The sequence below is a fragment of the Cupriavidus sp. F041 genome (assembly GCF_057814235.1).
On record NZ_JBVASY010000001.1, the window covers coordinates 3,354,722 to 3,380,130 of the forward strand.

Consider the following 25,409-nt stretch of genomic DNA (forward strand, 5'->3'; position numbering starts at 1 on the left):
ATGGGCGGCACGCATACCGTCTGTGCGCGCCCCGCGCCGGCGATGATCGGTGCCGGCTACTTCTGTTGCGGACGTCCTCGGGGCGCCTGCCCCTTCCTACATTCAGGAGCATTGTCATGACCTGCAAGATTCAAGTGGTCTTCTACAGCATGTACGGACACGTCTACAAGATGGCCGAAGCCGTGGCGGCAGGCGCGCGCGAAGTTGACGGCGCCGAGGTGGCGCTGCTGCAAGTGCCGGAACTGGTGCCAGACGCCGTGCTGGAAAAGAGTGGCGCCAAGGCCGCCCGCGCGGCCTTCGCCCATGTGCCGATGGCCGTGCCGGAAAAACTGGCCGATGCCGATGCCATCTTGTTCGGCACGCCCACGCGCTTTGGCAATATGTGCGCGCAGATGCGCAACTTTCTCGACCAGACCGGCGGGCTGTGGATGAGCGGCGGGCTGGTTGGCAAGGTGGGGAGTGTCTTTACCAGCACGGCGACCCAGCATGGCGGGCAGGAAACCACCATCACCAGCTTCCACACCACGCTGTTGCACCAGGGGATGGTGATCGTGGGCGTGCCGTACATCGAGGCCCGCCTGCTTGACATGAGCCAGATCACCGGCGGCACGCCTTATGGCGCGTCTACCCTGACCGCGGCCGATGGCTCGCGCCAGCCCAGCGAGAACGAACTGGCGATCGCGCGTTACCAGGGAAGGCATGTGGCTGGCATTGCCGCGAAACTGATGGCGCGCTAAGCGCGGCTGCCGGAAACGTCTTTCTAAATTTGCTTGACTCCTGAGCCAATGAGCCTAAGATGTGCTCGATTGCTGCAATGCAGCAAAGATGATGCCGCCTACGGAAAACTCTTCGAAAGCGTTGGATCATCCTCAGGAGTTATTACATGGCACATCCCTCGCAAGCCCAGTCCCAAGCCCAATTCTTCGGTTTCCAGCAAGCAAACCTGGACCTGTTTGTCGCGCTGGTCGGCCCCCTGGCCCGCGGCGCCGAAAAAATCACCGAGCTGAACATGCAGGCAGCCAAGGCAAGCCTGGTGGACGGCGCGGAATACGTGCGCGAAGCCAGTCAGCAATCCGTTGGCGGCGTGTCTGGCTTCAAGCCGGAACTGGCCAATGTGTTTGGCCAGAAACTGAGCGCCTACGCCGGGCACGTGAACGAAATCTTCACCGCCACCGGCACCGAGTTCGCCCAGGTAGCCCAGCGCCAGATGAGCGCCTACGCTGCGCAGACCCAGGAAGCATTGGCATCGCTTGGCCAGAACTTCGTGTCGAATGCGAACGGTTCGTTCCCCGCCGGCGCCGGTGCCCAGGGTTGGGTCGCAGCCTGCGAGACCGCGCTCAAGCCGATGCGCGAGGCCATGGAATCCGTCACCGCTTTGGCCACGAAGTAAGGCGGCGGCGCGGGGCACTGCCCGGCCGCCGCGCGGTACAAGACTGTTGATGAAGGAATCTGCGCCCGAGTGGCGCATTTTCTTTTGTTTATCGCCGATTTCCGGTGAAGGCGGGCGCGTCGTGGTCCTTGTGCTTGCGATACGGGTACCGGAGGCGCAAAGGTGCCACCCGGGGGTCAAAGTCTTTCAGCAAGCCCAAGCTCTCATGCTGCCTTCCTGTTTCTGTTCTCCAAAAGATCCGTGAGGATCCGCTTCTCGACCACTTCGAAGTGCGCAACAGCATCGGCGCCATCGAGCGAGAGTTCCGGTTCGAGTCCATTGCCCAAGCGTTCCAATTGCATGTTGTTCCACGGAAGGAGGTGAAACAGGTTCAGCGTTTCCTCGGGCGCAGGCGCGCGTTCCATCTTGCCGGACAAGATGCGCTTTGGCGTGTCGGGATCGGCGATGAGCGGGCGGCCGAGCCCGACGACGTCCAACTCGCCGCGTTCAAGCGCTTCAATCATCGCCGCGGTTGTACGGAAGCCGCCGACAACCATCACCGGCATTTTTGCAACGGCGCGCACGGCGCCCGTGAACTCCACGAAATAGGCTTCGCGCTTGACGGTGCTCTCACGCGGCTTGTCCTCGCCTTCATCCTTCAGGGTAACGCCGACAACTTTGGGTTGCTCGAGCGAGCCACCGGACAGTTCCAGGAGGTCCAGGCTTGTCTCGTTGAGTCGCTTCACCAGTTCAATACACTCGGCATTGGTAAATCCACCCTTCTGGAAGTCAGACGAATTGAGTTTGATGCCGATCGGAAACTCCACCCCAACTGCCGCGCGGACCGCGGCAAGGACGTCGACAAGGAACCGTGAGCGATTCTCGAGCGACCCACCCCAGCGATCTGTGCGTCTGTTGGACAGGGGGCTAAGGAACTGCGAAATGAGGTAGCCATGTGCCGCGTGCAGTTCGACGCCGGTAAAGCCAGCGTCCTTTACCTTCCTGGCGGTGAAGGCGAACTGGTCAATGGCGTGCTGAATGTCCTGTTCCGTCATTTCGCGCGGCGGCGCGAACGAAAGGCCCGCGCCGCGAACGACATCGAGTTCCACGCACGACGGAGCGAGTGGTGCCGGATTAATTGCGCTGTCGACCTGTCGGCCGGTGTGACTGATCTGCGCCCAGAAATGCGCTCCTTCAGCCCGTCCCGCTGCTGCAAGGCGTGCCAGTTCGACTTGCCCGCTGTCGTCATCCACCACAACGTTGCCCGGTCGCTCCAGGTGCCAGCGGTCAACCTGAATGTTTCCAGAGAGCAGAAGGCCCGCGCCCGAACGGGCCCAGCGCCCATACAGCTTCTCGAGCCGGGGCGTGGATCGATTGTTGGCATCGGCCATGCCTTCGCTCATGGCCGCCTTGCAGAGGCGGTTGGAAAGAATCGCGCCGCAAGGCAGGCGCAGGGGTAGAGAGAGCGGATTTGTCATAGTGTCTGTTCAGGAAGTGGTGTCGATTGAGGCAGCGGGTCCTTCGCAAGGAGGCAATCAGACCTCACTGCCATCAAACGACAGCGATCGCTGTCGTTTGATGTATAGTGGTCGCTGTCGTATGCTCTGTCAAGGAAAATAGAAAGAGGTCTTCAATGGTCAAGACATGGTCCGACGACAATCCCAAGGCGGGCCTTATGGCGCGTAAGCGAGCGGTCATTGTCGACACCGCGCTAAGGATTTTTCTCGAGAACGGCTATGCGGAAAGCTCAGTCAATCGCATCGCAACGGAGGCCGGGGTGTCTATCAAGACGCTCTATCGCCACTTTGAAAACAAGGATGATTTGTTCAGCGCTGTCATGCATGCAGCCTGCTCGACTTCCAACGCTGCATCGGGTGGTCAACTGGGAGGGGCTTCGGAATCAGGCGAGCCGCCCTGGTTCAGCGATCCACCCTCCGTCGCGCTACCATTTGCGGGCCAGGAATATCTACGCCATGTGCTTTCGGACGAGCAGTTGGCGCTCTATCGCGTAGTGACCCGTGATGCTCACCGATTCCCGGAGCTAGGTCGCCGTTATAGGGAGGAAGTCACCGGCAGGCGAGATGAGGTGTTCGCAAACTACCTTGATCAGTGGTTGCCATCCACGGGTTGGACGGTGGTGGACAAGCGCCGGGCAGCCGTAACCTTCGCGGCGCTGCTGAAGGCCGAATTCTTCGACGACGCATTGCACGGATTCAGCAAGCCTGAGCTAGACGAAATCATCCGGCGTGCACACGAGGCAAGCGCCCAGATGTTGACGCTGCTGGAAGCCGGAAGGCTTTAGAGGCATTAGTGGCTATAGAGGCTATCTGAAGCTGCAATTCGGCCAGCCTGACGGCTGCCGCCGACTTGCCTCCCTCCCGAGCCTCACGGCCCTGGGAGGGGACATGTGTCGGCAAGGCTCAGTCAGCTTTCGAAGGTGTGAGTTGCGCATATACGTCATGCGAGAGCTGCAACAGTATCTTGCGATCAATGCCGCCCGAGACGGCGTAGCCGAAATCCCCATCCATCCAGTAGAAGACATTCACTGAACCGTCTTGATAAAGCTTGAACGCTGTCCTGTTTGTAGGCACCTTCCTGTGCGAGATGTACAGCGTGATGCGTTCCCCTTTCGCATCGCGATACATGAATTGTGCAACGCCGCCGTCGGCATCCGGAAGAAGACGCCCTCCCACCAGCTCGAAGCCAAGACTAGTCAGGACGGGAGGATGCACGTTCGTGCCGAGCCGGTTTGCCAGCCATTGCACGAAATCCTGCTCGCGATCGGCACCCAGATTGGCGGGACGCACAACGTCGGGCATGTACACCACGTGCGCGAGCGCGGCCTGGTAGGCGAACCGTTCCGGATCTCCAGCGCTTACGACCACGGTATCCGGCTTGCCCGCCGGCAGCCCGGGGGCGCGCGTGGCTGTCTGGAACCCCGCGCCAATGCCAATGCCAATGCCGATCACGAGCGTCGCCGCCATGCCGGCCAACTGGGGCCAATTGGCAGCTTCCCGCCACCTCCGGCGATGCTCGGGTGGAGGCTGGGGCTGCAAACGCTTCGGCACCGGCTCGCCCAGCACTGGATCGTAGCGGCCGTGAAGCAAGCGGTTCATGGCGAAGTAGTCCGTGACCCGCGCGGCAAGTTCTGGATTCTGCTCAAGCGCGAGTTCCACCTGCATGCGGCGCGCCTCGGGCAGCATCCCGTCGACATACGCATGGAGGTCTTCCTCGCTGATTGAGGTTTGTTGCTCTTTCATCGGACCACCCTTAGTTTCGAGGCAGGTTGCGCACCGGCCATCAATGCGCGCAGCCTTTCCCGACCGCGAGATAGTCTCGACATGACCGTACCGATGGGAACGTTAAGTTCGAGCGCCACGTCGGCGTAGCTCATCTCTTCCAGCCCGACAAGCAGCACCACTTCGCGTTGCTCCGCGGGCAGGCGCTGCAACGCATAATCGAGATCGCGCATCTCCAGCGAGCGCGTCTGATCTACCGGCGCGGCGAACTCGAGTTCTGCGATGCTCTCATCGTCAACCGGCACGTGGACGGCCCTGGTTGACGCTCTTCGCATCTGGTTGGCAAAGAGGTTATGCATGATGGTGAAGAGCCAGGCGCGTAGATCGGACCCGGCTCGGAACTGTTCCGTGCGGCCCAGCGCTCGCTCAAGCGTGTCCTGCACAAGATCGTCGGCCAGGTCCCGGTTGTTGAGCAGCGCTCTCGCATACCGACGCAGCCGTGGAACGTGCTCCATCAACTCATCGCGTACGCTCATGGATCGCCCCGCCCGGTTGCCGGACGCGTTCCCGCGGGGGCAGGGAGGCATCGAAGTGTCGGCCGCTCATGCATCTGGGTCTACGCCAAGGCCGGCTCCGCTCAGGGCGCAACGGCACACCATCGGCGTACGCCTGTATATCCACTTCGGACAGCGGTTCCTGGAACGGGGGATCGGTTGGCACCGTGGCTTCCTGAAAGTCTCGACTGATGTGGTGAACACCGCGAGCCCGCGGTTTATTCCATTGCGCGGAGAAATTCTGGCGGATCTGGGCGTCGAGTGATCTGACGGCAACTTTTTGCGGGCAGCCAGCGACATGGCGTCAGGGTGGCGCCCGGGATGAGCCAGCGCAGCACTAGCCGGGCGGCAGTCCTGGTCGCCTGGCAGACGCTGCATCGTTGCCGGGAGCCATATTCCTGGAATTGAGGCGTCTATGCGTGCAAACACCGCGAGGCCCTGAGTATTCCATGCCGTCCCGAGAGCCCCCTCGTTCGTACCCGAAAAAAAATGCGGGACTAGCGGAATAAACAATCTGCCGCGCTGTTCACCTTGTTAACGCCTGCTCAGGCAAACAACCGGGGGAGCCCGTCATGTCTTCGATCCCTGCTTCCATCCGGCGCCTGTCGCTGGTGGCCGCGGCTGCCGCTGCATTTTTTCTGTACCTTGGTGGTCCGGCCTTCGCCGCAGATGCGCCGCCTGCCACCACTGAAGAAGATGCCTTCCTCGCGGAGAACGATGCGGCGATGACAAAGATGATGGACGACATGGCGATCAAGCCGAGTGGCGATATCGCCCGCGACTTCGTCGCGATGATGGCGCCACATCATCAAGGCGCTATCGATATGGCGAAAGCCTATCTTCGCTATGGCCAGAACGAGCAACTGCGCCGCGTGGCGCAGGAGATTATTGTCGGGCAGCAACAGGAAATCATCGCGATGCGGATGGCGGTCGGCTTGCCGTTGCCACCGTCGTCCCCTGTCTCTACACAGCAGACTGGTTCCAGTCCCGGCGCCGCGCATGCCGCCCACGCCGCCCAGCACAGCATGCCCATGACCAGCCCCGCCAACCCATAACGGAAGCCATGATGAAACGCATATCTCACTATGCCGTGATACTAGCGATGACGGCGCTCGCCGCCAGCCAGCCTGCATGGGCCGGACAAGCGCCTGCCGCGCTCTCCGCACCGGATATCCCGGTAAGCCACCACGACCGCGTGTATGCGGCCGAGCAATTCTCGAACACGGTTTCCGTGACGGATCCCGCCGACAATCGCTTGCTGGGCGTGATCCGGCTCGGCGATCCGTCGCCAGGCAACTTCAGCCCGCTATATCGCGGCCAGGTGCTCGTCCACGGCATGGGCTTCTCGCCGGATCACCGGACACTCGCAGTGGTGTCCATCGGTTCGAACTCAGTGTCGTTCATCGACACACAGACAAATACGGTCAAGCACACGACCTATGTGGGCCGCTCGCCGCACGAGGCGTTCTACACGCCGGATGGCAAGGAAGTCTGGGTGACTGTACGCGGCGAGAACTACGTGGCGGTGCTCGACGCCAGGACGTTCGAAGAAAAGGCCCGCATCACGGTGCCGGCCGGTCCCGGCATGCAGATCTTCTCGCCAGATGGCAAGTATGGATATGTGTGCTCGTCGTTCAATCCCGAAACCGACGTGATTTCCGTCGCGGACCACAAGATCGTCGGCAAGATCAAGCAGGACTCGCCGTTCTGCCCGAATATTGCTGCCACGCCAGATGGCAAGCAGGTCTGGTTCACGCTCAAGGATGTGGGGCGGGTGCAGGTCTTCGATGCACGTCCTCCATTTGCGCCAATCAAGAGTTTCGAGACCGGCCCGATCACCAACCACGTCAACTTTGCCGGCAATGCCAAGGGCTCGTTCGCCTACGTGACCGTCGGCGGCCTGAACCAGGTGAAAGTGTTCCGCACGGACGACTTCTCGCAAGTCGCGACCATCCCGGTTGGTAAGCTGCCCCACGGTCTGTGGCCGTCAGGGGACGGCACGCGTCTGTACGTTGGCCTCGAGAACGACGACGCGCTGGCGGTGATTGATACCTTGACAAACAAGGTCATCGCTAACGTGCCGATCGGGCAGGCACCCCAGGCCCTTGCCTATGTGCCAAATGCTGTGCCGGAAGGTAATGGGGCGCAGAACCTGCAGCCGCTCGGTGTGGCGGGACAGGCCAGCCGCCTGGCACTGATGCCGCTGGGTGATGGCAAGGCATCGGGTGCGGCCACAGCGCCTACCAGCGTTGCCTTGTTCGATCAAGGACTGGTGCAAGTGTTGCAGGCATCGGTGACGGGCCTGCAGCCCAAGCAGCCGTATGTTCTTGCTCTCTCGGACAAATCCGACGGTAGCGGCCCCGTGGAGGTGCTTGCGTCCTTCATGACCAATCCCGCCGGCGCCGCGATCGTGAACGCCATCGGCCAGATCCGCCAGATTGTCGCGCCGGATGCCAGTAGGGCGGAAGACAAGCGTCGTTACCTGGTAGTGGCCCCGCAGGTGTCAGGCAAGCCGGGCGCGCCCGTCCAGGTCCAGGCTCCCTAGGCATCCGTCGCATTGTGCCTGTACACCGCTGATCCTGGCCCGTCGCCTTTCTCCGCATGCCGGGGGAATCGTAGCGCTTTGCTGATTTGCTCCGGAGCGGCCGAAGGCCGCCTCGGCTCTCCCGTCCCGGAAATCGGCGATGAGCGAGCAAAGGCTGCGGATGGTTGCGGCGCATCTGGGCGACGCCTGAGAACCCAGGCTAGTCGCGCCGACGCGCCAGGACGGCGGCAACCTGCTGGCGCAGTACCGGCAGCAATTCCCTGGCGAACCAGTCATTGTGCTTGAACCACCCCTGGTTTGCGTGGCGACGGGTGCGGCAAGGGCAGATAGCGTGGTCCATGCGCGGCAAAGCCCGCTACCGTCGGCGTCACGCCACCGCGCGCAGCGGCGCCAAGAAACCGCCGCTGCGCGTATTGCCCGACCAGCAGTGTCAGTTCAATATCCGGCAGGCACGCCAGCAACGCGTCCATCCACAGCGGCGCGCACTCTTTGCGCGGCGGCAGGTCGCCGCTGGCGCCGCGGCCCGGATAGCACAGGCCCATCGGGATGATGGCGATGCGCGCGGGATCGTAGAAGACTGCCTTATCAATCCCCATCCACTCACGCAGGCGGTCGCCGCTGGGATCGTCCCAGGGGATGCCGCTGGCATGCACACGCGTGCCGGGCGCCTGCCCGACGATCAGGATGCGCGCCGGGGTGGCGGCTTGTACTACGGGGCGGGGGCCAAGCGGCAAGTGCGTTTCGCAGGCGCGGCAGGCGCGCACGCTCGCCAGCAGGGCATCGAGGTCCGGCAGGCTGGCGGCTTGCGGAACCATTGCGTGGATGTGGGAAAGGGGGCTTCATGCTTTGCTACGGCCCATTACGGGGGGGACGCCAGACCATAGCATAGCGCGCGCTGCGATCGGCCATCTGCCTTCGTCCCTGGAAAGAGGCATGCCGGATGGCGTCCGGCAAGCGCGCAGTGGCGTTTGTCGCCATGAAAGGAAACGGCCGGTCAGCAATGACCGGCCGTTATGTATGTGCACGATTGCGCTGTGCGCCTTGCGCCGGATCAGAACCGGTGCCGTACACCCCACCCCAAAGCTGTCGGCATGCGACTGGTCGCTCAGCTTGTCGTAGAAGTATGCAGCATAGATATCGGTGCGCTTGGACAGGTTGTAGTCGTAAGCCAGCCCAACCGTATTGCGCTTGAAGTCCGCGACATCGTTCTTGGTCTTGTCGTAGGCGTACGAGACCAGCACGTTGCCGTTGCCCAGCGGCACCGAGGCGCCGACCTGGCCGTTGGTGTGTTTGATGTCGCCGGTGGCGTTGTTGACGCTGCTCTTGATGTACTGGCCCTGTGCGAACAGCTTGACCACCTTGAAGTCGTAGCTCACGCCCACTTGCACGGCGTTCTGCTTGTCGAAGCCGGACAGTGCCGCGGGCGAGGTCACGTCGCCCGGCACGCTGTTGAACTTGACCTGCTGGAAGGCCACCGTGGCGCCGAAGTTGCCGTTGAAGTAGAGCACGTTGCCGCCCCACTTGTTCTTGCCGACGCTTCCCGCCTGCTCGCCGAAGGCGTAGATGGCATTGGCGGTGAGGCCGCCGAAGTTCGGCGTGGAGGTACACCAGCGAGTTGCTCCAGCCCGAGTCGCCGATGATGCCCGGGTCGTACACGCGGCCGTTGCTGGCCGAGAAGTACGTATGGAAGATCGCAGGCGAGAACACATAGGAGTCGATCAGCGGGTTGAAGAGGATGGTCGAGAGGAAGTAGGGGGTGGTATTGCGCCCCATCTTGACCGTGCCCAGCGTGGCGCTCTGCAGCCCGACGTAAGCATTGCGGGGTGAACAGCGCATCGCCGTCGAAGCGGCCCTGCTTGCCGGTGTCCGGACGCAGGAAGCCGTTGAGGTCGAAGATCGCCTTGAGGCCGGTGCCAAGATCCTCGGTACCCTTGATGCCCCAGTATGAGGTTTGCATGCCGCCGCTATTGACGCCCCAGGCGCGGTCCGCGCCGCCTGCCTGGTGGCGCCCACGTAGGCGTCAACCATCCCGTAAAGCGTGACGCTGGATTGCGCCATCGCATGGCCGCAGAGCAAGGCTGCGGCCATGACCGCCAGTTTCACGACCGGCTTGAACTTGTGTTGCATAAAGACCTCCATGGTTGACCCCGTTCTCTTTCGTTGCTGGCTCTGTCGAATTCTCCGGGCACGACAACGCCCCCGCGGGGACAGGCCCCGGCTATTTAAAACGTGCGTGATCTGGAAATGGCTGGCGCGGGAATGCGCCGGTGGCTAGCGGCGCTGGCTCATGCTTGTTGCGGGATTCTCATCTTGCTGTCGTTGCTTTCGTAGGTGTCCGGGCCGGGCCGGTGGCGCCTGGCTTGACTGTACTGAATGTGCGATGGATGCAGTTTGCGGCAATTCGATTGCATACAACCAGCACTTATTTCTTCTCATGGCGCACGCAAATTGTGTGCACCCGCCGGCGCGCGTGGCGGGCCGCGGCGCCGGTCAGGCCGCGCATCAGGCCGCCTCGGCAAACGGCCGGTGCAGGCCCGTCAGCGCTGCCTTCAGGTGCTCGGCAAATGCCGCCGCCGGCGGAGGCAAGTTGCGGCCCTTGCGGGCACCCAGCACCAGCCGGCCGCCGCACAGTTCGGGGTCGGACAGCGGCACGGCGACCAGCGTGCCCTGGCGCGCCTCGCGCAGCGTGCCGGCCTGGAACTGGAAGCAGATCGCGCCGGTCTGGCGCGCAAAGCTCATCAGCATCTCCACAGTGGTCGCCTCCAGCATGACCCGAAGCGACAGGCGGTTGCGCGCGCAGATCGCCTCGATCAGCCGCCGGCTGCCGAAGCTCTCGGGCCCGAGCGCGACCGGATAGGGCTGGCAGTCGGACAGCCGCAGCGAGCGCCGGCCAGCCAGCGGATGGTCCGGGCGCATCATTGCGCAGAAGGGTTGCGCGGATACCGTCAGCTCATGCAGGCAGGCGGTGGGAGGGGGATCGTGCGCCAGCAGCAGGTCGGCCTCGTCCTCCCTGAGCGCGGCCAGCAGGTCGCCGGTGTTGCCCACCGACACGCGAAACTGGACGCCGCGATGGGTGGACTGGTAGCGGCCGATGACTCCGGGCAGGAAATCCGTGGCGACTGACTCGACCGTCGCAATGCGCACCATGCCGCGCACGAGCCCGCGCAACTGCTCCATCTGCGCGGTGGCGGAGTCCAGGTCGGCCAGGCTGCGGCGCACGGTGGCGATCAGCACTTCGCCGGCGGCGGTCAGCCGCACCCCGCGCGGCAGGCGCTCGAACAGCGGAGTACCGACCTCTTGCTCCACCTCAAGGATTTTCCGGTTCAGCGCGGTGGAGGCTACGTGGAGTTGCTCGGCGGCTTTGCGAATCGAGCCGTGGCGGGCCACGGCATCCAGGTAGAGATAGAGGCGAGGCGGGTGGAGCATGGTGGCTGCGCTCGGGCGCTAGTGAGATCGATCCGCTCTCACTAGCAAGGATCGTGCGCAGGCACTTGCCGGCCGTCGCCGGACCGTTTGCGGCGGAGACGCCGCCCTAGGCGGACCGGTAGGCGCCCCATACGGCCTGGTACACCTTGACTGCTCGCTTCGCATCGCGAGGCAGGTGGCCCGCTGGCGGGCCACAGTCAGCGGCGCTCAGGGCACGACGGACAGGAACAGGTAGGCCGCCAGGATGACCAGGTGCACTACACCTTGCAGCATGGTGGTGCGGCCGGAATGCAGCGTGAGCGTGCTGACCAGCAAGGTCAGCGCGAGCAGCACGGTTTCGGTCGGGCCCAGGCCCAGCATCAGCGGCTTGCCGACCACGATGAAGACCATGGCCACGGTCGGGATGGTCAGCCCGATGCTGGCCAACGCGGAGCCCAGCGCCAGGTTCATGCTGGTCTGCAACCGGTCGGCGCGCGCGGCGCGCAAGGCGGCCAGGCCTTCCGGCAACAGCACCAGCGCGGCAATCACGATGCCGACCACGGCCGGCGGCGCGCCGGCGCTGGCCACCGCGGCTTCCACCGTGGGCGAGAGCAGCTTGGCCAGGCCCACCACCGCCACCAGGCAAACCAGCAGCATGCCGCCGCTGGCAAGCGCGATCTTCGCGGGCGGCGGCGGGGCGTGCACGCTCTCGTCCGAGGTGGCGTCGACAAGGAAGTAGTCCCGATGGCGCACCGTCTGCACGAACACAAAGCTGCCGTAGAGGACCAGCGAGGCGATGCCCGCGAAGGCCAGTTGCGACTGCGACAGCATGGGTCCGGGGATGGCGCTGGTGTAGTTCGGCAGCACCATCGTGAGTACCGCCAGGGCGGCCAGCACCGCCAGCGCGGCGGTGGCGCCCGGTGCCTGGAAAGCCTGTTCGCGATGGCGCAGACCACCGACCAGAAGGCAGATCCCCACGATGCCGTTGCATACCAGCATGGCCGCGGCGAACACGGTATCGCGCGCCAGCCCGGCTTTCTCGGGGCCGGAGGACAGCATCACCGAGACGATCAGCGCCACCTCAATCACGGTCACCGCAATCGCCAGCACCAGCGTGCCGAACGGCTCGCCCACTTTATGCGCTACCACCTCGGCATGGTGGACGGCCGCGAATACCGAGCCCGCGAGGGCCAGGCCGGCCAGCACCAGCAGCAGCGCCTGGCCAGGCGCCGCCATGCCCGCCCCGAGGATGGCCCAGGCTGCCAGTGGCAGCCACAAGGTCCAGGCAGGCAATTTATTGGAAGTCAATGACATCCGTTCTCCCTTTGTTGTGATTGGATTGCGGTCAATTGTGATGGGTACTGCGCGTTCGCTGCGGACCGCCAGGCGGCTCGCAGCGAGGCTGCTGGCCGTTTTCCGGATTGCGTCCTATTGTGATTCATCTTGGCCCGGCGGCAATCCGCCGATGCCGCGCCGCGGAAGTAAGGCAGCCGAAGGAGGGTTCGGTTCCCGGTAATTGCGATAAATTGAGAGAAATTGGCAGTTAATTTGATGAAATTAGTCGTTAATTCAGGAAGTTTGCCTTCTGGCGGAAGATATTTCCCGGCTGGCGGCAGTGAACTCAGGCGGCCATACCTGCGGCACTAACGCTGCATCGAAGTATACGGACGGGCACTTACCGTCTCATCCCCGGCGCGGCGAAGGTTGCGCCACATTGCTTTTCGACCATGGAGAACACTCATGCAAAAGTACGGATCGGCTAAATGGCAGGGCGGCATCAAGGACGGCCAGGGCAGTATCTCGGCGGAGAGCGGAGTGCTCAAAGACGCGCCATACGGCTTCAAGGCCCGCTTCGAGGGAGGGCCGGGCACCAATCCCGAAGAACTCGTCGGGGCGGCCCATGCCGGCTGTTTCTCCATGGCGCTGTCGCTGTTCCTGGGCGAAGCCAAGATGGTCGCCGAGAGCATCGCGACCAAGGCCACCGTCACCCTGGACAAGGATGATTCTGGCTTCACCATCACCGCCGTGCACCTGGACGTGAAGGTGCGCGTCCCCGGTGCCGACAAGGCCGCGGTCGAGAAGGCACTGCAAACGGCCAAGGCGGGCTGCCCGGTCTCGAAGCTGCTCAAGGCCGAGATCACCATGGACGCCACGGTAGAGACCTGAGCGGCGTTTCGCCCGGGCTGGCTTGCGTCCGTCACTCCGCCCTGGCAACAGGTCGGGCGTAGCCAGCCTGGCTACCTATAATGAAGATTCGCCGCTTCGCGCCGTAGTATCGGCGTGGCGCCGCGAGGGCGTTCGCCGGACGGAACGCCGTCTCCTATATCCAGACCTTCAAAGATAAGGCAGACATCATGTATAGCAGTGAAGCAGTCCTGACCCAGGCTAGGGCGGCCATCGCCCACGTGCCCTTTCACAGCCATTCCATCCATCCCACCATCCACCTGCGCCTGAGCGACGGCGCGCTGATTCTCGAAGGCGAAGTGCCCGATATTGTCGACAAGAGCCGCGTCGCCGCCTCGGTGCGCCGTGTCGACGGTGTGTCGGCGGTAATTGATCACCTGCGCGTGACCGACGGCGGCGCGGCGGTTGGCGACGGCGAACTGCGCAATGCGATCTGCGTGCGCCTGCTGCAGGCGATCGATTTCCGCAATTGCCGGATCTGCGCGCACACCAAGGGGCGCATCGAACCGGTGCGCGAGGCCGTTGGCGAGTCCAGCGGCGAGATCGAGATCGAAGTCGTCGACGGCGTCGTGACGCTGCGGGGGCATGTGATCAGCCTGTCGCACATGCGGCTGGCCGGCGTGCTGGCCTGGTGGTCGCGCGGTTGCCGCTGCGTAGTCAACGAACTGGTGGTGGCCCCGGCGGAAGCCGACCGCGATGACGAAGTCACGGAAGCGCTCAAACTGGTCCTGGAGACAGACCAGTTCGTCGATGCCGACCGCATCCAGGTACGTACGGAAAACCGGGTGGTCACGCTTGAAGGCTATGCCACCACTGAAGCCGCGAAACGCCAGGCCGAGCGGGATGCCTGGTACGTGCATGGCGTGGAGGATGTGGTCAATCGCATTGTGCTGAGCAATTAAGCAGACGTTTGCAACCTGATAGCCTGGACGGTGGGGCCGCGCACGGCCGGCGGCCCCTGTCTTGGTGCGCGCGATGCGCTCATGCGCCGCCGGCCGTGCGCGGCATGTCCTCCACGCGCCAGTAGCGCCGCTGCGAGCGCAGCGCGAAGCGCGCCCGATAGCTCGACAGCGACATCCCCGTAGCCCGCTGGAACAGCCGGCGGAATGCCGCCGCATCGCTGTAGCCGCAGGCTTCCGCCACGGCTTGCGAGCCGTGCAGCGTCACCTCCAGCAAGGTCTTGGCGCGCTCCACGCGCAGCCCGTGCAGATACGCCAGCGGCGTCGTGCCGGTGACTTGCCGGAAATGCCGCAGCAAGGTGCGCTCGCTCGTGGCGGCCGCCTGCGCCACCAGGGCCAGCCGGTACGGCGCATCGACATTCGCCTGCAGCCAGCGCATGGCGCGATAGACCGGGCTGTCGGCGGTCTTGCTGAGCCAGCGTTGTGACGCAAGTTCCGGCGTGAGCTGCTGGCGCTCGGCCTGGTACAGCAGCATGCGCGAACAGGTCTGCGCCAGGTCGGGGTCGTGCAGGTGGCCCAGCACGCGCAACATGAACTCCGTTTGCAGCGCCGGCGCGACGCAGCCGAACACGCGCTGATGCACGCTCATGGGTTCGCTCGCGGAGAAATCGCAGCGGGGATAGCGCTTGGTCATCCAGCTCTGGAAGGTCCAGGGCGCGCCCATGCGCGCGCCATCGAGCAGGCCAAGTTCGGCGGGGAAGGCGATGCCGCTTGCCCCGGCGGCAATCCAGCCGCCCGCCTGCGCGTGGCGCTCCAGCAAGCGCAGCGCCTGGGTCGCGCCGCTGACGATTTCGCCCAGGTGCGGGGCGTTGCGTGCCAGCAGGCCCGGTATGACCACCAGCGCATTGCCATCCGCCGCGGCGCGCCGGCGCCGCCGCGCGGGCTCCAGGCCCAGGGCAGGCAGGGCGAGCGCGCGGCCCGACGGGCCGATCACGCTCCAGCTCAGGTCGCGGTCCGCATCCGGGCGTTGCAGCCGGGCCACCCCGGCCGCCGCGCGCAGCACGTCCAGCGCCCCGAACAGCATGCCCGGCATGGCTTCCGGCAGCCATAGCAGGCGCACGTGCAGCGGCACGGGGCGGCCAGCGCCGCTGGCGGCGGGGTTGTCGGAACCGGCGGGCGGCGCGGGGAGGGCAGAGGGGTCAGCGTCAGGCATGGCGGGATCGGCATTCCAATTGGCGGGATTGATCCTACCTTGCCGCGCGCGCAAGGGCTAGCATCGTCGCTCGGCGGGCAACCCGCCTGACCACAATAACGATGCAAGCAACAGGAGACTTCATGCAGCCATCCCTGCGCCGACTTACCCAGACCGCTGTCGCCGCGCTCACGCTGGCCCTCGGTGCCGCCGGCAGCGCCCGCGCCGCCGATGCGCAACTGCTGGACGCGGCCAGCGCGGCCGAGCCCGCGCTGATCCAGTCGCTCAAGGACATGGTGTCGATCGAGTCCGGCAGCGCCAACGCGGCGGGCCTGGCGCAGATGGCCAGCTTCACAGAAGGCCGGCTCAAGGCGCTGGGCGCCAGCACCGAGCGCGTCCCCGTCACCAAAGGCCCGGGCACTATGGTCAAGGGCACGTTCACCGGCACGGGCAAGCGCCGCATCATGCTGATCGCCCACATGGATACGGTTTACGGGCCGAACACGCTGGCGACGCAGCCCATAAGGCTGGATGGCAACCGCCTGTACGGTCCCGGCATCGCCGACGACAAGGGCGGCATCGCGGTGATCCTGCATTCGCTGGCGATTCTCAAGGCGGCCGGTTGGAAGGACTACGCCGAGCTGACGGTGCTGTTGAACCCGGATGAGGAAGTGGGCTCGCCCGGTTCCGGCGACACCATCGCCAGGCTGGCCGAACAGCATGACGTGGTGCTCTCCTGCGAACCCTCGGCCGGCTCGGTGGTGATGAAAGGCCAACCCCTGCTGCTGGCCTCCGCCGGCGTCGCCACCGCCACACTGGATGTCAAAGGCCGTGCCGCGCATGCCGGCGCCGCACCGGAGCTGGGCCGCAATGCGCTTTACGAACTGTCATACCAGGTGCTCCAGACGCGCGATGTGGCCAAGGACGTGCCGGGCGCGGCGCTGGTCTGGACCCGCGCGAGCGCCAACGGCCCGCTGAACCAGATCACCGAGAAGGCCGAGGCCGTGGGCGATGTCCGCCTGACCCAGCCCGGCGCGCTGGAAAAACTGCAGGCGGCGCTGCAAGCCAAGCTTGGCTCCAGCAAGCTGGTTCCGGACACCGAAACCACGCTCAACCTCACGCCTGGCCATCCGCCGTACGTGGCCGACCAGCGCAGCCGCGCGCTGGCAGCGCGGGCGCAGGCCATCTACAAGGAGATCGACCGTGACCTGACGCTGGTGCCGCAGACCGGCGGCGGCACCGACGCGGGCTACGCCGCCCGCTCGGGCAAGCCCACGGTGCTGGAGAGCTTCGGCCTGGCGGGCTTCGGCTACCACGCGCGCGACGAGTACATCGAAATCGATTCGATCGTGCCGCGGCTCTACCTGATGTCGCGCATCCTGCAGGAGATCGGGCGCAACTGACGCGCACCTGCCGATGACTGGCGGCGGCGCGTTTGCGTTGCCGCCGCCAGCACAAACTGACAAGTACGAATCCACAAGTACAAACATCCTCAACGGGAGATTTCATGCATTCATCCTTGCGCCGGCTTACTCATGCCGCCATGGCCGTCCTTGCCCTCGCCACCGGCAGCGCCTGCGCCGCCGATGCCCAGTTGCTGGACGCGGCGCGCACCGCGGAGCCGTCGGTGATCCAGTCGCTCAAGGAGATGGTGTCGATCGAGTCCGGCAGCGCCAACGCCGCGGGACTGGCACAGATGGCCAGCTATACCGAAGGCCGCCTGAAAGCGCTCGGCGCCGGCACCGAACGCATCGCCGTGACAAAAGGCCCCGGCACCATGGTCAAGGGCACGCTCACCGGCACGGGCAAGCGTCGCATCATGCTGATCGCCCACATGGACACGGTTTATCCGGCCAATACGCTGGCGACGCAGCCGATCAGGCAGGAAGGCAACCGCCTTTACGGCCCCGGCATCGCCGACGACAAGGGCGGCATCGCGGTGATCCTGCATTCGCTAGCCATCCTCAAGGCGGCCGGCTGGCAGGATTACGCGCAACTGACCGTCCTGTTCAACCCGGACGAGGAAGTGGGCTCGATCAGTTCCGGCGAGACCATCGCCAGCCTGGCCGACCAGCATGACGTAGTGCTGTCGTTCGAGCCGACGGCCGCCAAGGCGGTGGTCAAGGCCGAAGCCCTGTTGATGGGCGCCAGCGGCACCGCCACCGCCATCATGCAGGTCAAGGGCCGCGCCTCGCACGCCGGCGCCGCGCCGGAGCTGGGCCGCAATGCGCTGATCGAGCTGGCCTACCAGTTGCAGCAGACGCGCGACGAGGCCAAATCGGTGCCGGGCACCCAGCTCAACTGGACCACCGCCCAGGCCGGCGAGGTACGCAACCAGATTCCCGAGCGCGCCACCGCCATCGGCGACGTGCGCATGACAGTCAAGGACGGTCCGGCGAAGCTGCAAGCCGCGCTGCAGAAGAAGGTCGAGGAAGGCAAGCTCGTCCCCGACACGCAGACCACGGTGACCATGGAAGCAGGCCGCCCGCCGTTTGTCGCCAACGCACGCGGCCGCGAACTGGCGCAGCGCGCGCAAGCCATCTACGCCGAACTCGACGGCCGCCAGCTGGCGCTGGCCGAAGGCACCGGCGGCGGCACAGACGCGGGCTTCGCCGGGCGTTCCGGCAAGGCCGTGGTGGTGGAGAGCTTTGGCCTCGCGGGCTTCGGCTACCACGCGCGCGACGAGTACATCGAGATCGATTCGATCGTGCCGCGGTTGTACCTGCTGACGCGCATTCTTCAGGAGATCGGGCGCAGCTGATCCTATCCCGCAGGGGGGCGTTCGGCGGGTTTGCAGGCAGGGTGGAAGTCCTGCCTGCAGCCTGCCCGCAGGGCAGGATCTCTTTCGTTAGGACGGGGCCGTCTCAACGCCTCCAGCCGCCGGGTCGGGCTCAGGTGGCCATGGTCGTTCAGTCCGGGGAGTTGGTGGTAGAGAAGATGTAGCGGGCGAATCGCCACTGACCATCGGCTTCGCGACGCAGCAGGAACAATTCCTGGTTGGCTTCGGGCCCGGGCGGGACTGCATTGCCCAGCCGCGTCACCGTGCCGCGTGAGCGGGTACGTGCATAGGCCCACTCATCCGATAGCAGGCGGATCTCATCGATCTCGAAGCGCACATTGAGCTTGATCGAGTCGAAGACATGCCCATAAGCGCGCCGGACCGCCTCGCGGCCCACGGCCGGCGAACCGTTTTGCGGCATGAATACCGGGTCGCGGGCATAGAGCGACATGATCCGCTCGATGTCGGCACTGTTCAGCGCCTGCTCGTAGCGAGCGAGCTGTCCGGATATGGCCGTACTCACTGCGGCTTCCGATGCCGGCGTGGCTCCCTGGGCAGCAGGCTGGAACAGCATGGACGCGGCAACCGCAGCCACCGGGACATGAAGTATGTTACGCATGATGCAGTCCTCGGAATCGGTCCCGACTAAAGTCGCACGACGAGCTTGCCGAGGGCCCGGTTGCTCTCCATCAGGCTGTGGGCCTGGCGGACTTCATCGAAATCGAACGTCCTGGCATGCGTCGATGGAATGAGACCTTTGGCGAGATCCTGCGCAATCCATGGCAGCGGTGATTCCGACAGCGGCAAAGCGGCAGTGCCCAGCAGGCCGCTCGGGAAAAAATTGAGGCGCACCGCGGCGGGAAGGTCTTGCATCAGGTGAAACGACTCCAGGGCAGGCGGCCCCCCTAACAAGCCGATAACACTGACCGCCCCGAACGGCCGCAGGGTCTTGACCGTATCACGCAGCGTCGTGGCGCCGACGACTTCCAGCGCCGCATCCACGCCTTCCGGTGCGAGCTGGCGGACATCGGCTGCGATTTCGCCGGTGTCGATGACCACTTTGTCAGCGCCGGCTTCCCGCAGGCGCCCTGCATTCGTCTGCGAGCGGGTGGTGGCAATGACATTCAGGCCGAGCGCCTTGGCGTAGGTGAGCGCTGCGAGGCCGACGGACGACGTGGCGCCGCGTATCAGCAACGTTTGACCACGTTCGACAGCAAGGCTCTTCTCCAGCGCACCCCATGCGGTCAGATAGGCTTCGGGTAGTGCTGCAAGCTCCTCCCATGTCAGGGAGATGTTGTCCAGGGCAATGACATTGCTGCGCAACACGGTTATCTGTTCGGCGTAGCTGCCACCTCGCGTGAATTGCATGCCGCCCATGGCCGTGGCGACGCGCTGGCCGGTGCGAAACACGCCCGCGGGATCGTCGACGATCTCGCCGACGGCTTCGATGCCTGGCACGCGTGGCGCGGTGATCGGACCCATTTTCCCGGCCCGCAGATAGGCTTCGGCGCGATTCAAACCAAATGCGCGCACGCGAATCCGAACTTCGTCCGCGGTTGGCTCCGGGGATGCAATCTCACGCATTTGCAGGACTTCGGGGCCGCCTGCTTGTTCGATGACATAGGCTTTCATGGCTGGTCTCTCTTCAGTGGCGGGGTGATGGGCTGGTAAGACGGGAATGCCGGATCTTTGACATGTGCGTAACTCCTGATTCAGTTGAAGATGCTGGCCAGGGAGCCAGCGCCTGGAAGTAACTTTCGCCTATTCAATGTCGGAAGAAAACCGTTGATTTTGGTAATATTCCTCTCATTTTTGAGAGGTAAGGCATGGACCTCAATGCCGTGGAGATGTTTGTAGAAGTGGTGCAGGCCGGGAGTCTCTCCGCCGCTGCAAGTCGCATGGGCGTACCGCTGCCAACACTAAGCCGGCGGCTTCGGGAACTGGAGCGGCAATTGAACGTGCAGTTGTTGGAGCGTTCAGTGCGTGGAACCAGGCTCACGGACGCTGGGGCGCGCCTCTATGAGCACGCCAGTCGTGGCATCGAGGCCCTGCTGGAGGCGGAGCAGGCCGTCGTGAGCGACCAGACACGCCTCAAGGGACGGCTGAGGCTATCGCTACCGCCGTCATTCGAACCCTGGTGGGGCCTGCTTGCGGCGTTTCAACGCCAGTGTCCCGATATCCGCCTGCATATTTTCACGACCGACAGGCGTGTCGATCTCGTCGAGGATGGCATCGACGTTGCGCTGCGCGTTGGGACAATTGCTCACGAGACCATGGTCGCGCGGCGCGTCCTGTCCTATCGTCATGTCCTGGTCGCAAGTCCGGCCCTCGTCGAGCGTCTTGGCATGCCGGAGACGCCCGAGGCTTTGCATCGCTTTCCCTGCGCGGTATGGAACCAGGGCTCGAATGCTCCAACTGTCTGGCGCCTGGGTTCGTCCGAACATAGTCCCGCGGCGGTACTGTCCGCAAATGACTATGCGCACCTGCGCAGCCGGGCGCTTGCCGGTGAGGTCGTCACAGAACTGCCCCCATTCATGGCTGCCAGCGCCATTCGGGAGAAGAACCTTGTGAGCCTGCTGCCAGAACACCCCTTGCCTGTGCAGGAACTCAACTTGCTATATCCCTCGCATCGTCATCCATCTGCAATCGTCCGGTCCTATCTGGACTTTTGCCAGGCGCAGTTGCCATCCTTCCTCTAGGTCCAGGCATCGGCACGTCCCACAGAGTACCAGTCGGCAGGACGAACAAAATGCTGTTGCGTAGCCCGGTTGTCCAATCTGGGTCGACCACTATTGTGCGATGGCACCGCGACTGGTAGCAGCGGCGGCAGCACCATCCACACTTCGTTATTGATGTTCTTCCGCGCCGTGCCACCGACAGCGCTCACGCGCTGCACCCAATGACATGGATCAGGTGCGGGCGGCGCTCCTGCTGTGGAGAAGCCCGCTGCCACCGATCGCGGCAGCGTTACCGCACCGTTTGTCAAGTCAGCATTGGCCCGCTATGTCTGGAACGGCGTTGCGATGACGGTGATAACAACATTAGCCTGATCGGCGAACGCGCAACGCTCGATATCAACGGCGATGCGCGGCTATGCGCAGGGTCGCTGGACCAAGGGGGTGGTAACCAGGGGTACCATCACCACGCTGGACGGCGTGCCGAACGCTGCCTGTCACTACATCCTGGCCAACAACCTCGACAGCCTGCCCGCCAGCGGCACCTATGCCTGCGGTGCGAGCAGGTTTACCGCGCCCATCTTCATTGGCGGCAGGAACGTGGACGCGGCGGCCTTCGCCGGTGCCACAAGCGGGGCAGCAACGCAGTCTTTCACCGCCGATGGAGGGCGCCATCTTCGGCGCCGCCGCGCACGGCGCCGGCACGGCCAGGGCGCGCCAGCTTGGCGAAGTGCAGGGCGTGGTGGCATCGCTGGTGATGATGATCGCCGGGCTGGTCAGCGTGTTGGCGGCACCGCTGATCCGCAGCGTGTTCTTTTGAGACGGCTTTGCGTAGTACTGCGCGGTCGACAGAAATGCACGGGCGAATCCGCTGAGTAGTACTGCGTAGCCAGTCGCCTTGTGACCGCTTCGGGCACAAGGTTTTTAGCGGGGCGGCCAACGTCCCGCGCGAAATTGGCGCAGAATGCCGGACTTGCGCAATCGTGCCGGCGTGCCGCAAAGCGCCTTTCACATGCACGCGGCGTGCTGTCCTTCTCGCCGCGGCGTGCGCAACGTCCATCTTCGCCAGGCGCGCAAGCTTCGCCGATCTCTCTCGTCCTTCAATAACAACATCATGCGATTACCGCTACTCGCGCTGGCTGCCGCGGCCTTTGGCATTGGCACCACCGAATTCGTCATCATGGGGCTGTTGCCCGATGTCGCCGCCGATCTCGGCGTCTCCGCGCCCGCTGCCGGCATGCTGGTTTCCGGCTATGCCATCGGCGTGGCCGTGGGCGCGCCCATCCTCGCCATCCTCACCGCCAGGTGGCCGCGCAAGACCGCGCTGGTCGGGTTGATGGGCTTGTTCATCCTCGGCAATGCGTTGTGCGCGCTGGCGCCCAACTATGCACTGCTGATGGCCGCGCGCGTGGTCACGGCGTTCTGCCATGCCGCCTTTTTCGGCATTGGCGCGGTGGTGGCCGCCGAACTGGTCCCGCGCGAGAAGCGCGCGCAGGCTGTCGCGCTGATGTTCACCGGCCTGACGGTGGCCAATGTGCTGGGCGTGCCGTTTGGCACCGCCTTCGGCCACCTGATGGGCTGGCGCTCCACGTTCTGGGCTGTCACCGTGATCGGCGTGGCCGCTGCCACGGCGCTGGTGGCATGGCTGCCAAAGGCCATCCCGATGCAGGCCGGCAGCATCCTGCGCGAATTCCGCTCGATCGGCGCGGCCCAGGTCCAGCTTGCATTGCTGATCAGCACGCTGGCTTCGGTCAGCATGTTCACGGTGTTTACGTATATCGCCTACATCCTGCGCGACGTGACCGGCTTCACCGCGCAGCAGGAGAGCATGGTGCTGCTGCTGTTCGGCGCAGGCATCACGGTGGGCGGTCTGGCCGGCGGCAAGCTGGCCGACTGGAAGCTGATGCCGGCACTCGCCAGCCTGCTGGCTGCGGTGGCGGTGGTGCAACTGGTGTTCTCGTGGGCCAGCCATTTCCCGGTGCCGACGCTGTTCACGCTGTTTGTCTGGGGCATGGTGAGCTTTGCGGTGGTTCCCGCCACGCAGGTGCGCGTGCTCGACAAGGCCAAGGGCGCGCCCAACCTGGCTTCCACGCTGAACCAGGGCGCCTTCAACCTGGGTAACGCCACCGGCGCGTGGCTGGGCGGGTTGATGATCAGCGCGGGCCTGCCGCTGACTCAACTGCCCTGGCTGGGTGCGGCGGTGGCCGCGCTGGCATTGCTGGCGGTTGGTGTGTCGGCCTCGCTGGACCGGGGCCAGCGGGTGGCGGCGTAAGGCCGCTGCAAGGCCGTGGGTTGGGGGGGCAGCGGCGCCCATCGCGCGAAACATCCGGCCAGCTTGCGCAGGTATTTGCTCGGTGCCGATCCGGCACAGGCGCTGCGGGCGGTGCAAGCCAGGACCTGCAACGATGCCACCGGGGCACCGCGCCGGGCCATGTCTCGTTGTACGATACGCGGAACCCGCTGGCGGCCCGGATGTTGTCCGGCCGCGGCGGCCCGGAACAGAGCGGCTCGGCGACCCCGGCATGGACTACGCACACATCCTCCAACGCATCCACCGCGACATCGCGCCCCTGCTGGGCCAGGGGCGGGTGGCGGACTACATCCCCGAACTGAGCAAGGTGCCCGCCACGCGTTTCGGCATGGCGCTGGTGTTTGCCGATGGCCGCAGCCATTGCGTGGGCGACGCTGCGGTGCCGTTTTCGATCCAGAGCATTTCCAAGCTGTTCGCCTGCACGCTGGCTTTCCAGTTGCTGGGGGAGGAGCTGTGGCAGCGGGTAGGGCGAGAACCTTCGGGCAATGCCTTTAACTCGCTGGTGCAGCTGGAGTACGAGCAAGGCAAGCCGCGCAACCCCTTCATCAACGCCGGCGCGCTGGTGGTGACGGATGTACTGTGCAGCCGCTTCGTCCAGGCGGAGACCGCGCTGGTGCAGTTCATCCGCCGGCTCTGCAACAACCCGGGCATCGACTATGACCCGAAGGTGGCGCAGTCCGAGCGCGAACACGCGGACCGCAATCGCGCCATGGCTTACTTCATGAAGGATTTTGGCCGGCTGGATATGCCGGTGGACAAAGTCATCGACGCCTATTGCCGCCAGTGCGCCATTGCCATGACCTGCGAAGACCTGGCGCGCGCGGCGCTGTTCCTTGCGCACGGCGGCGTGGTGCCATGGAGCGGCGAGCGCGTGCTCGGCGCCAGCCCTGCCAAGCGGCTTTCGGCCCTGATGCTCACCTGCGGCACCTACGATGCCGCGGGCGATTTTGTCTACCGGGTGGGTTTGCCGGCCAAGAGCGGCGTGGGCGGCGGCATCGTGGCGGTGCTGCCGGGGCGCTGGGCGGTGTGCGTGTGGTCGCCGGGGCTGGACCATAGCGGCAACTCGCTGGCGGGTGTGCAGGCGCTGGAGTGGCTGACTACTCTAAGCGGGCATTCGATTTTCTGAGCCCGGCCGGGCCTCAGTTCTGTGTGCGGCGGAACAGCGCCAGTCCGCCCGCCAGTGCCATCAGCGTGCCGCCGGATACGCGATTCAGCCAGCGCAACCCGTCGCCGTGGAAGGCGTGCACGATCCTGGCGCCAAGGGCCGCGTACACCAGCATGGCGAGCAGGTTCAGCAAGCATTGCGCGACCGTCAAAACGGCGTACTGTGAGAGCAAGGACGCGCTGGTGTCGATGAACTGCGGCAGGAACGCCGAAATAAACAGCAACGCCTTCGGGTTGGTGACGGCTACCAGGAAGCTGCGTGAAAACAACACATGTGCCCGGCCACTATCCACGGCCGCCGCGAATTCCGCCGGTGCCGTGGCCGGTACATTGCCGGAGCGCAGCAGTTTCCATCCCACATAGGCCAGGTAGGCTGCGCCGAACCATTTGATCAACTCGAAGGCCATCTCGGACGCTGCGATTATTGCGCCGAGCCCGGCCGCAACGGTGGCGATCAGGATGATATCTGCAGCGATCGCGCCCGCCATGCCCCACGATGCCTTGCGCACGCCATAGCGCGATCCGTTATTCAGGGCGAGCAGGACGGTGGGGCCGGGCGTGGCGATGGTCACGGCGGAAGCAAAGAGAAACAGGAGCAGGGTGGCGAGTGTCATGGTCTGATCTGGCGTGCGGCAGGGCGGTGACATTGCCTGGCATCATAGAGCAGACATACCAACTTTTGATACGATGGCGGATAGATTCCAACGATAGCCCGCAGGCGCCATCGCGCTTGTGACGGGCACGATTCAACGAATGGCGTGCCCTTGGCGACGTTGCGATTCTCCAATAAGAATCGGAGACAGCGATGATCAAAGAGATTGCATGGAAGAAGCGGGTTTTTGAGACACACGAAGTACAGGTGCAGGTACGGGCCAGAACGCCCAACGTCTGGGAATACACGGTCCGGGTCTGCCGCCCCGGCACGAATATCCGGGCTGCGGGGACCTTGCTGGAGTCATCGAAGGTGACGGACCTGTTCCCGACGGCGGAGGCGGCCGAGGTGGCTGGCTTTGCCCATGGTGCGGAGCTGGCCAAGCGGCTGGCGTAGGTTGCCGTTGAAAGGCTGGCAGCATCGATATGGTGCTGGTGGCGC

22 protein-coding genes and 3 pseudogenes are annotated in these 25,409 nt (G+C 64.6%); 14 read left to right on the plus strand and 11 right to left on the minus strand.

Going from position 1 to position 25,409, the window contains the following annotated elements; genetic code table 11:
* Positions 1-116 precede the first annotated feature (116 nt).
* A complete protein-coding gene (wrbA, locus tag ACZY0R_RS15420; protein ID WP_488859211.1) occupies positions 117-737 on the plus strand; it encodes an NAD(P)H:quinone oxidoreductase in 621 nt (206 codons plus the stop codon).
* A gap of 146 nt (positions 738-883) precedes the next feature.
* Positions 884-1,390, plus strand: coding sequence for a phasin family protein (locus ACZY0R_RS15425; protein WP_488859212.1), 507 nt, complete (start codon positions 884-886; stop codon positions 1,388-1,390).
* Between the two features lie 203 nt (positions 1,391-1,593).
* Here the strand turns inward: ACZY0R_RS15425 and ACZY0R_RS15430 are convergent, their stop codons facing one another.
* Entirely contained in the window at positions 1,594-2,847 is a 1,254-nt protein-coding gene (locus ACZY0R_RS15430) for an NADH:flavin oxidoreductase/NADH oxidase family protein (protein WP_488859213.1), read from the minus strand.
* Between the two features lie 155 nt (positions 2,848-3,002).
* Here ACZY0R_RS15430 and ACZY0R_RS15435 point away from each other — a divergent pair, with 155 nt between their 5' ends.
* A complete protein-coding gene (locus ACZY0R_RS15435) occupies positions 3,003-3,671 on the plus strand; it encodes a TetR/AcrR family transcriptional regulator (RefSeq protein ID WP_488859214.1) in 669 nt (222 codons plus the stop codon).
* A 118-nt stretch (positions 3,672-3,789) separates the two neighbouring features.
* Here ACZY0R_RS15435 and ACZY0R_RS15440 read toward each other — a convergent pair whose 3' ends face one another.
* Entirely contained in the window at positions 3,790-4,629 is an 840-nt protein-coding gene (locus tag ACZY0R_RS15440; protein WP_488859215.1) for an anti-sigma factor family protein, read from the minus strand.
* A complete protein-coding gene (locus tag ACZY0R_RS15445) occupies positions 4,626-5,144 on the minus strand; it encodes an RNA polymerase sigma factor (protein ID WP_488859216.1) in 519 nt (172 codons plus the stop codon). The genes ACZY0R_RS15440 and ACZY0R_RS15445 overlap by 4 nt, the downstream gene beginning before the upstream one ends.
* 590 nt (positions 5,145-5,734) lie before the next feature.
* On the opposite strand from ACZY0R_RS15445, the gene ACZY0R_RS15450 reads away from it, so the two are divergent.
* Positions 5,735-6,217 (plus strand): DUF305 domain-containing protein, encoded by a 483-nt coding sequence (locus ACZY0R_RS15450; RefSeq protein WP_488859217.1) that lies wholly within the window; start codon positions 5,735-5,737, stop codon positions 6,215-6,217.
* An 11-nt stretch (positions 6,218-6,228) separates the two neighbouring features.
* The gene (locus ACZY0R_RS15455; RefSeq protein ID WP_488859721.1) at positions 6,229-7,707 is read left to right on the plus strand and encodes a YncE family protein; all 1,479 of its coding nucleotides are present in this window, start codon (positions 6,229-6,231) and stop codon (positions 7,705-7,707) included.
* Between the two features lie 199 nt (positions 7,708-7,906).
* Here the strand turns inward: ACZY0R_RS15455 and ACZY0R_RS15460 are convergent.
* The 4 genes and pseudogenes from ACZY0R_RS15460 to ACZY0R_RS15475 form a co-directional block, all read right to left on the minus strand.
* Positions 7,907-8,522 (minus strand): annotated as a pseudogene (locus tag ACZY0R_RS15460) (uracil-DNA glycosylase family protein).
* Between the two features lie 236 nt (positions 8,523-8,758).
* Positions 8,759-9,834, minus strand: a pseudogene (locus tag ACZY0R_RS15465) (porin).
* A gap of 375 nt (positions 9,835-10,209) precedes the next feature.
* Positions 10,210-11,133, minus strand: coding sequence for a LysR family transcriptional regulator (locus tag ACZY0R_RS15470; RefSeq protein ID WP_488859218.1), 924 nt, complete (start codon positions 11,131-11,133; stop codon positions 10,210-10,212).
* 207 nt (positions 11,134-11,340) lie between these two features.
* Positions 11,341-12,426 (minus strand): calcium:cation antiporter, encoded by a 1,086-nt coding sequence (locus ACZY0R_RS15475; protein WP_488859219.1) that lies wholly within the window; start codon positions 12,424-12,426, stop codon positions 11,341-11,343.
* A 426-nt stretch (positions 12,427-12,852) separates the two neighbouring features.
* On the opposite strand from ACZY0R_RS15475, the gene ACZY0R_RS15480 reads away from it, so the two are divergent.
* Positions 12,853-13,278 carry an OsmC family protein gene (locus ACZY0R_RS15480; protein WP_488859220.1) on the plus strand — a complete coding sequence of 142 codons (426 nt, stop codon included), beginning with the start codon at positions 12,853-12,855 and terminating at the stop codon, positions 13,276-13,278.
* 188 nt (positions 13,279-13,466) lie between these two features.
* Positions 13,467-14,198, plus strand: coding sequence for a BON domain-containing protein (locus tag ACZY0R_RS15485; protein WP_488859221.1), 732 nt, complete (start codon positions 13,467-13,469; stop codon positions 14,196-14,198).
* 79 nt (positions 14,199-14,277) lie between these two features.
* Here the strand turns inward: ACZY0R_RS15485 and ACZY0R_RS15490 are convergent, their stop codons facing one another.
* Positions 14,278-15,288 (minus strand): GlxA family transcriptional regulator, encoded by a 1,011-nt coding sequence (locus ACZY0R_RS15490; RefSeq protein ID WP_488859723.1) that lies wholly within the window; start codon positions 15,286-15,288, stop codon positions 14,278-14,280.
* Between the two features lie 242 nt (positions 15,289-15,530).
* Between ACZY0R_RS15490 and ACZY0R_RS15495 the strand changes: the two genes are divergently transcribed.
* On the plus strand, positions 15,531-16,790 hold the full coding sequence (locus ACZY0R_RS15495; protein WP_488859222.1) for a glutamate carboxypeptidase: 1,260 nt from the start codon (positions 15,531-15,533) through the stop codon (positions 16,788-16,790).
* A 104-nt stretch (positions 16,791-16,894) separates the two neighbouring features.
* Positions 16,895-18,148 carry a M20/M25/M40 family metallo-hydrolase gene (locus ACZY0R_RS15500; protein ID WP_488859223.1) on the plus strand — a complete coding sequence of 418 codons (1,254 nt, stop codon included), beginning with the start codon at positions 16,895-16,897 and terminating at the stop codon, positions 18,146-18,148.
* Positions 18,149-18,296: 148 nt separating this feature from the next.
* On the opposite strand, the gene ACZY0R_RS15505 is transcribed toward ACZY0R_RS15500, so the two are convergent.
* Complete coding sequence (locus ACZY0R_RS15505; RefSeq protein ID WP_488859224.1) at positions 18,297-18,785, minus strand: YybH family protein; 489 nt, start codon at positions 18,783-18,785, stop codon at positions 18,297-18,299.
* Between the two features lie 26 nt (positions 18,786-18,811).
* The gene (locus tag ACZY0R_RS15510; protein ID WP_488859225.1) at positions 18,812-19,798 is read right to left on the minus strand and encodes a zinc-binding dehydrogenase; all 987 of its coding nucleotides are present in this window, start codon (positions 19,796-19,798) and stop codon (positions 18,812-18,814) included.
* A gap of 194 nt (positions 19,799-19,992) precedes the next feature.
* Between ACZY0R_RS15510 and ACZY0R_RS15515 the strand changes: the two genes are divergently transcribed.
* The 4 genes and pseudogenes from ACZY0R_RS15515 to ACZY0R_RS15530 all read left to right on the plus strand — a co-directional run bounded on the left by ACZY0R_RS15515 (position 19,993) and on the right by ACZY0R_RS15530 (position 24,278).
* Complete coding sequence (locus ACZY0R_RS15515) at positions 19,993-20,865, plus strand: LysR family transcriptional regulator (RefSeq protein ID WP_488859226.1); 873 nt, start codon at positions 19,993-19,995, stop codon at positions 20,863-20,865.
* A 643-nt stretch (positions 20,866-21,508) separates the two neighbouring features.
* A pseudogene (locus ACZY0R_RS15520) lies at positions 21,509-21,661 on the plus strand (LrgB family protein); the annotation flags it as partial.
* A 294-nt stretch (positions 21,662-21,955) separates the two neighbouring features.
* The gene (locus tag ACZY0R_RS15525) at positions 21,956-23,113 is read left to right on the plus strand and encodes an MFS transporter (protein ID WP_488859227.1); all 1,158 of its coding nucleotides are present in this window, start codon (positions 21,956-21,958) and stop codon (positions 23,111-23,113) included.
* 250 nt (positions 23,114-23,363) lie between these two features.
* Positions 23,364-24,278, plus strand: a complete 915-nt coding sequence (locus ACZY0R_RS15530; RefSeq protein WP_488859228.1) for a glutaminase — start codon at positions 23,364-23,366, stop codon at positions 24,276-24,278.
* Positions 24,279-24,291: 13 nt separating this feature from the next.
* Here ACZY0R_RS15530 and ACZY0R_RS15535 read toward each other — a convergent pair whose 3' ends face one another.
* Entirely contained in the window at positions 24,292-24,930 is a 639-nt protein-coding gene (locus ACZY0R_RS15535; protein WP_488859229.1) for a LysE family translocator, read from the minus strand.
* Positions 24,931-25,121: 191 nt separating this feature from the next.
* Here ACZY0R_RS15535 and ACZY0R_RS15540 point away from each other — a divergent pair, with 191 nt between their 5' ends.
* Positions 25,122-25,364 carry a hypothetical protein gene (locus ACZY0R_RS15540; protein WP_488859230.1) on the plus strand — a complete coding sequence of 81 codons (243 nt, stop codon included), beginning with the start codon at positions 25,122-25,124 and terminating at the stop codon, positions 25,362-25,364.
* Positions 25,365-25,409 lie beyond the last annotated feature (45 nt).

Coding starts and splice junctions, on each gene's coding strand:
- ACZY0R_RS15500 (WP_488859223.1), top strand. CDS start 16,895: ATGCATTCATCCTTGCGCCGGCTTACTCATGCCGCCATGGCCGTCCTT.
- ACZY0R_RS15425 (WP_488859212.1), top strand. CDS start 884: ATGGCACATCCCTCGCAAGCCCAGTCCCAAGCCCAATTCTTCGGTTTC.
- ACZY0R_RS15435 (WP_488859214.1), top strand. CDS start 3,003: ATGGTCAAGACATGGTCCGACGACAATCCCAAGGCGGGCCTTATGGCG.
- ACZY0R_RS15455 (WP_488859721.1), top strand. CDS start 6,229: ATGAAACGCATATCTCACTATGCCGTGATACTAGCGATGACGGCGCTC.
- ACZY0R_RS15485 (WP_488859221.1), top strand. CDS start 13,467: ATGTATAGCAGTGAAGCAGTCCTGACCCAGGCTAGGGCGGCCATCGCC.
- ACZY0R_RS15470 (WP_488859218.1), bottom strand. CDS start 11,133: ATGCTCCACCCGCCTCGCCTCTATCTCTACCTGGATGCCGTGGCCCGC.
- ACZY0R_RS15430 (WP_488859213.1), bottom strand. CDS start 2,847: ATGACAAATCCGCTCTCTCTACCCCTGCGCCTGCCTTGCGGCGCGATT.
- ACZY0R_RS15510 (WP_488859225.1), bottom strand. CDS start 19,798: ATGAAAGCCTATGTCATCGAACAAGCAGGCGGCCCCGAAGTCCTGCAA.
- wrbA (WP_488859211.1), top strand. CDS start 117: ATGACCTGCAAGATTCAAGTGGTCTTCTACAGCATGTACGGACACGTC.
- ACZY0R_RS15540 (WP_488859230.1), top strand. CDS start 25,122: ATGATCAAAGAGATTGCATGGAAGAAGCGGGTTTTTGAGACACACGAA.
- ACZY0R_RS15505 (WP_488859224.1), bottom strand. CDS start 18,785: ATGCGTAACATACTTCATGTCCCGGTGGCTGCGGTTGCCGCGTCCATG.
- ACZY0R_RS15475 (WP_488859219.1), bottom strand. CDS start 12,426: ATGTCATTGACTTCCAATAAATTGCCTGCCTGGACCTTGTGGCTGCCA.
- ACZY0R_RS15440 (WP_488859215.1), bottom strand. CDS start 4,629: ATGAAAGAGCAACAAACCTCAATCAGCGAGGAAGACCTCCATGCGTAT.
- ACZY0R_RS15525 (WP_488859227.1), top strand. CDS start 21,956: ATGCGATTACCGCTACTCGCGCTGGCTGCCGCGGCCTTTGGCATTGGC.
- ACZY0R_RS15450 (WP_488859217.1), top strand. CDS start 5,735: ATGTCTTCGATCCCTGCTTCCATCCGGCGCCTGTCGCTGGTGGCCGCG.
- ACZY0R_RS15530 (WP_488859228.1), top strand. CDS start 23,364: ATGGACTACGCACACATCCTCCAACGCATCCACCGCGACATCGCGCCC.
- ACZY0R_RS15515 (WP_488859226.1), top strand. CDS start 19,993: ATGGACCTCAATGCCGTGGAGATGTTTGTAGAAGTGGTGCAGGCCGGG.
- ACZY0R_RS15490 (WP_488859723.1), bottom strand. CDS start 15,288: ATGCCGGGCATGCTGTTCGGGGCGCTGGACGTGCTGCGCGCGGCGGCC.
- ACZY0R_RS15445 (WP_488859216.1), bottom strand. CDS start 5,144: ATGAGCGTACGCGATGAGTTGATGGAGCACGTTCCACGGCTGCGTCGG.
- ACZY0R_RS15480 (WP_488859220.1), top strand. CDS start 12,853: ATGCAAAAGTACGGATCGGCTAAATGGCAGGGCGGCATCAAGGACGGC.
- ACZY0R_RS15495 (WP_488859222.1), top strand. CDS start 15,531: ATGCAGCCATCCCTGCGCCGACTTACCCAGACCGCTGTCGCCGCGCTC.
- ACZY0R_RS15535 (WP_488859229.1), bottom strand. CDS start 24,930: ATGACACTCGCCACCCTGCTCCTGTTTCTCTTTGCTTCCGCCGTGACC.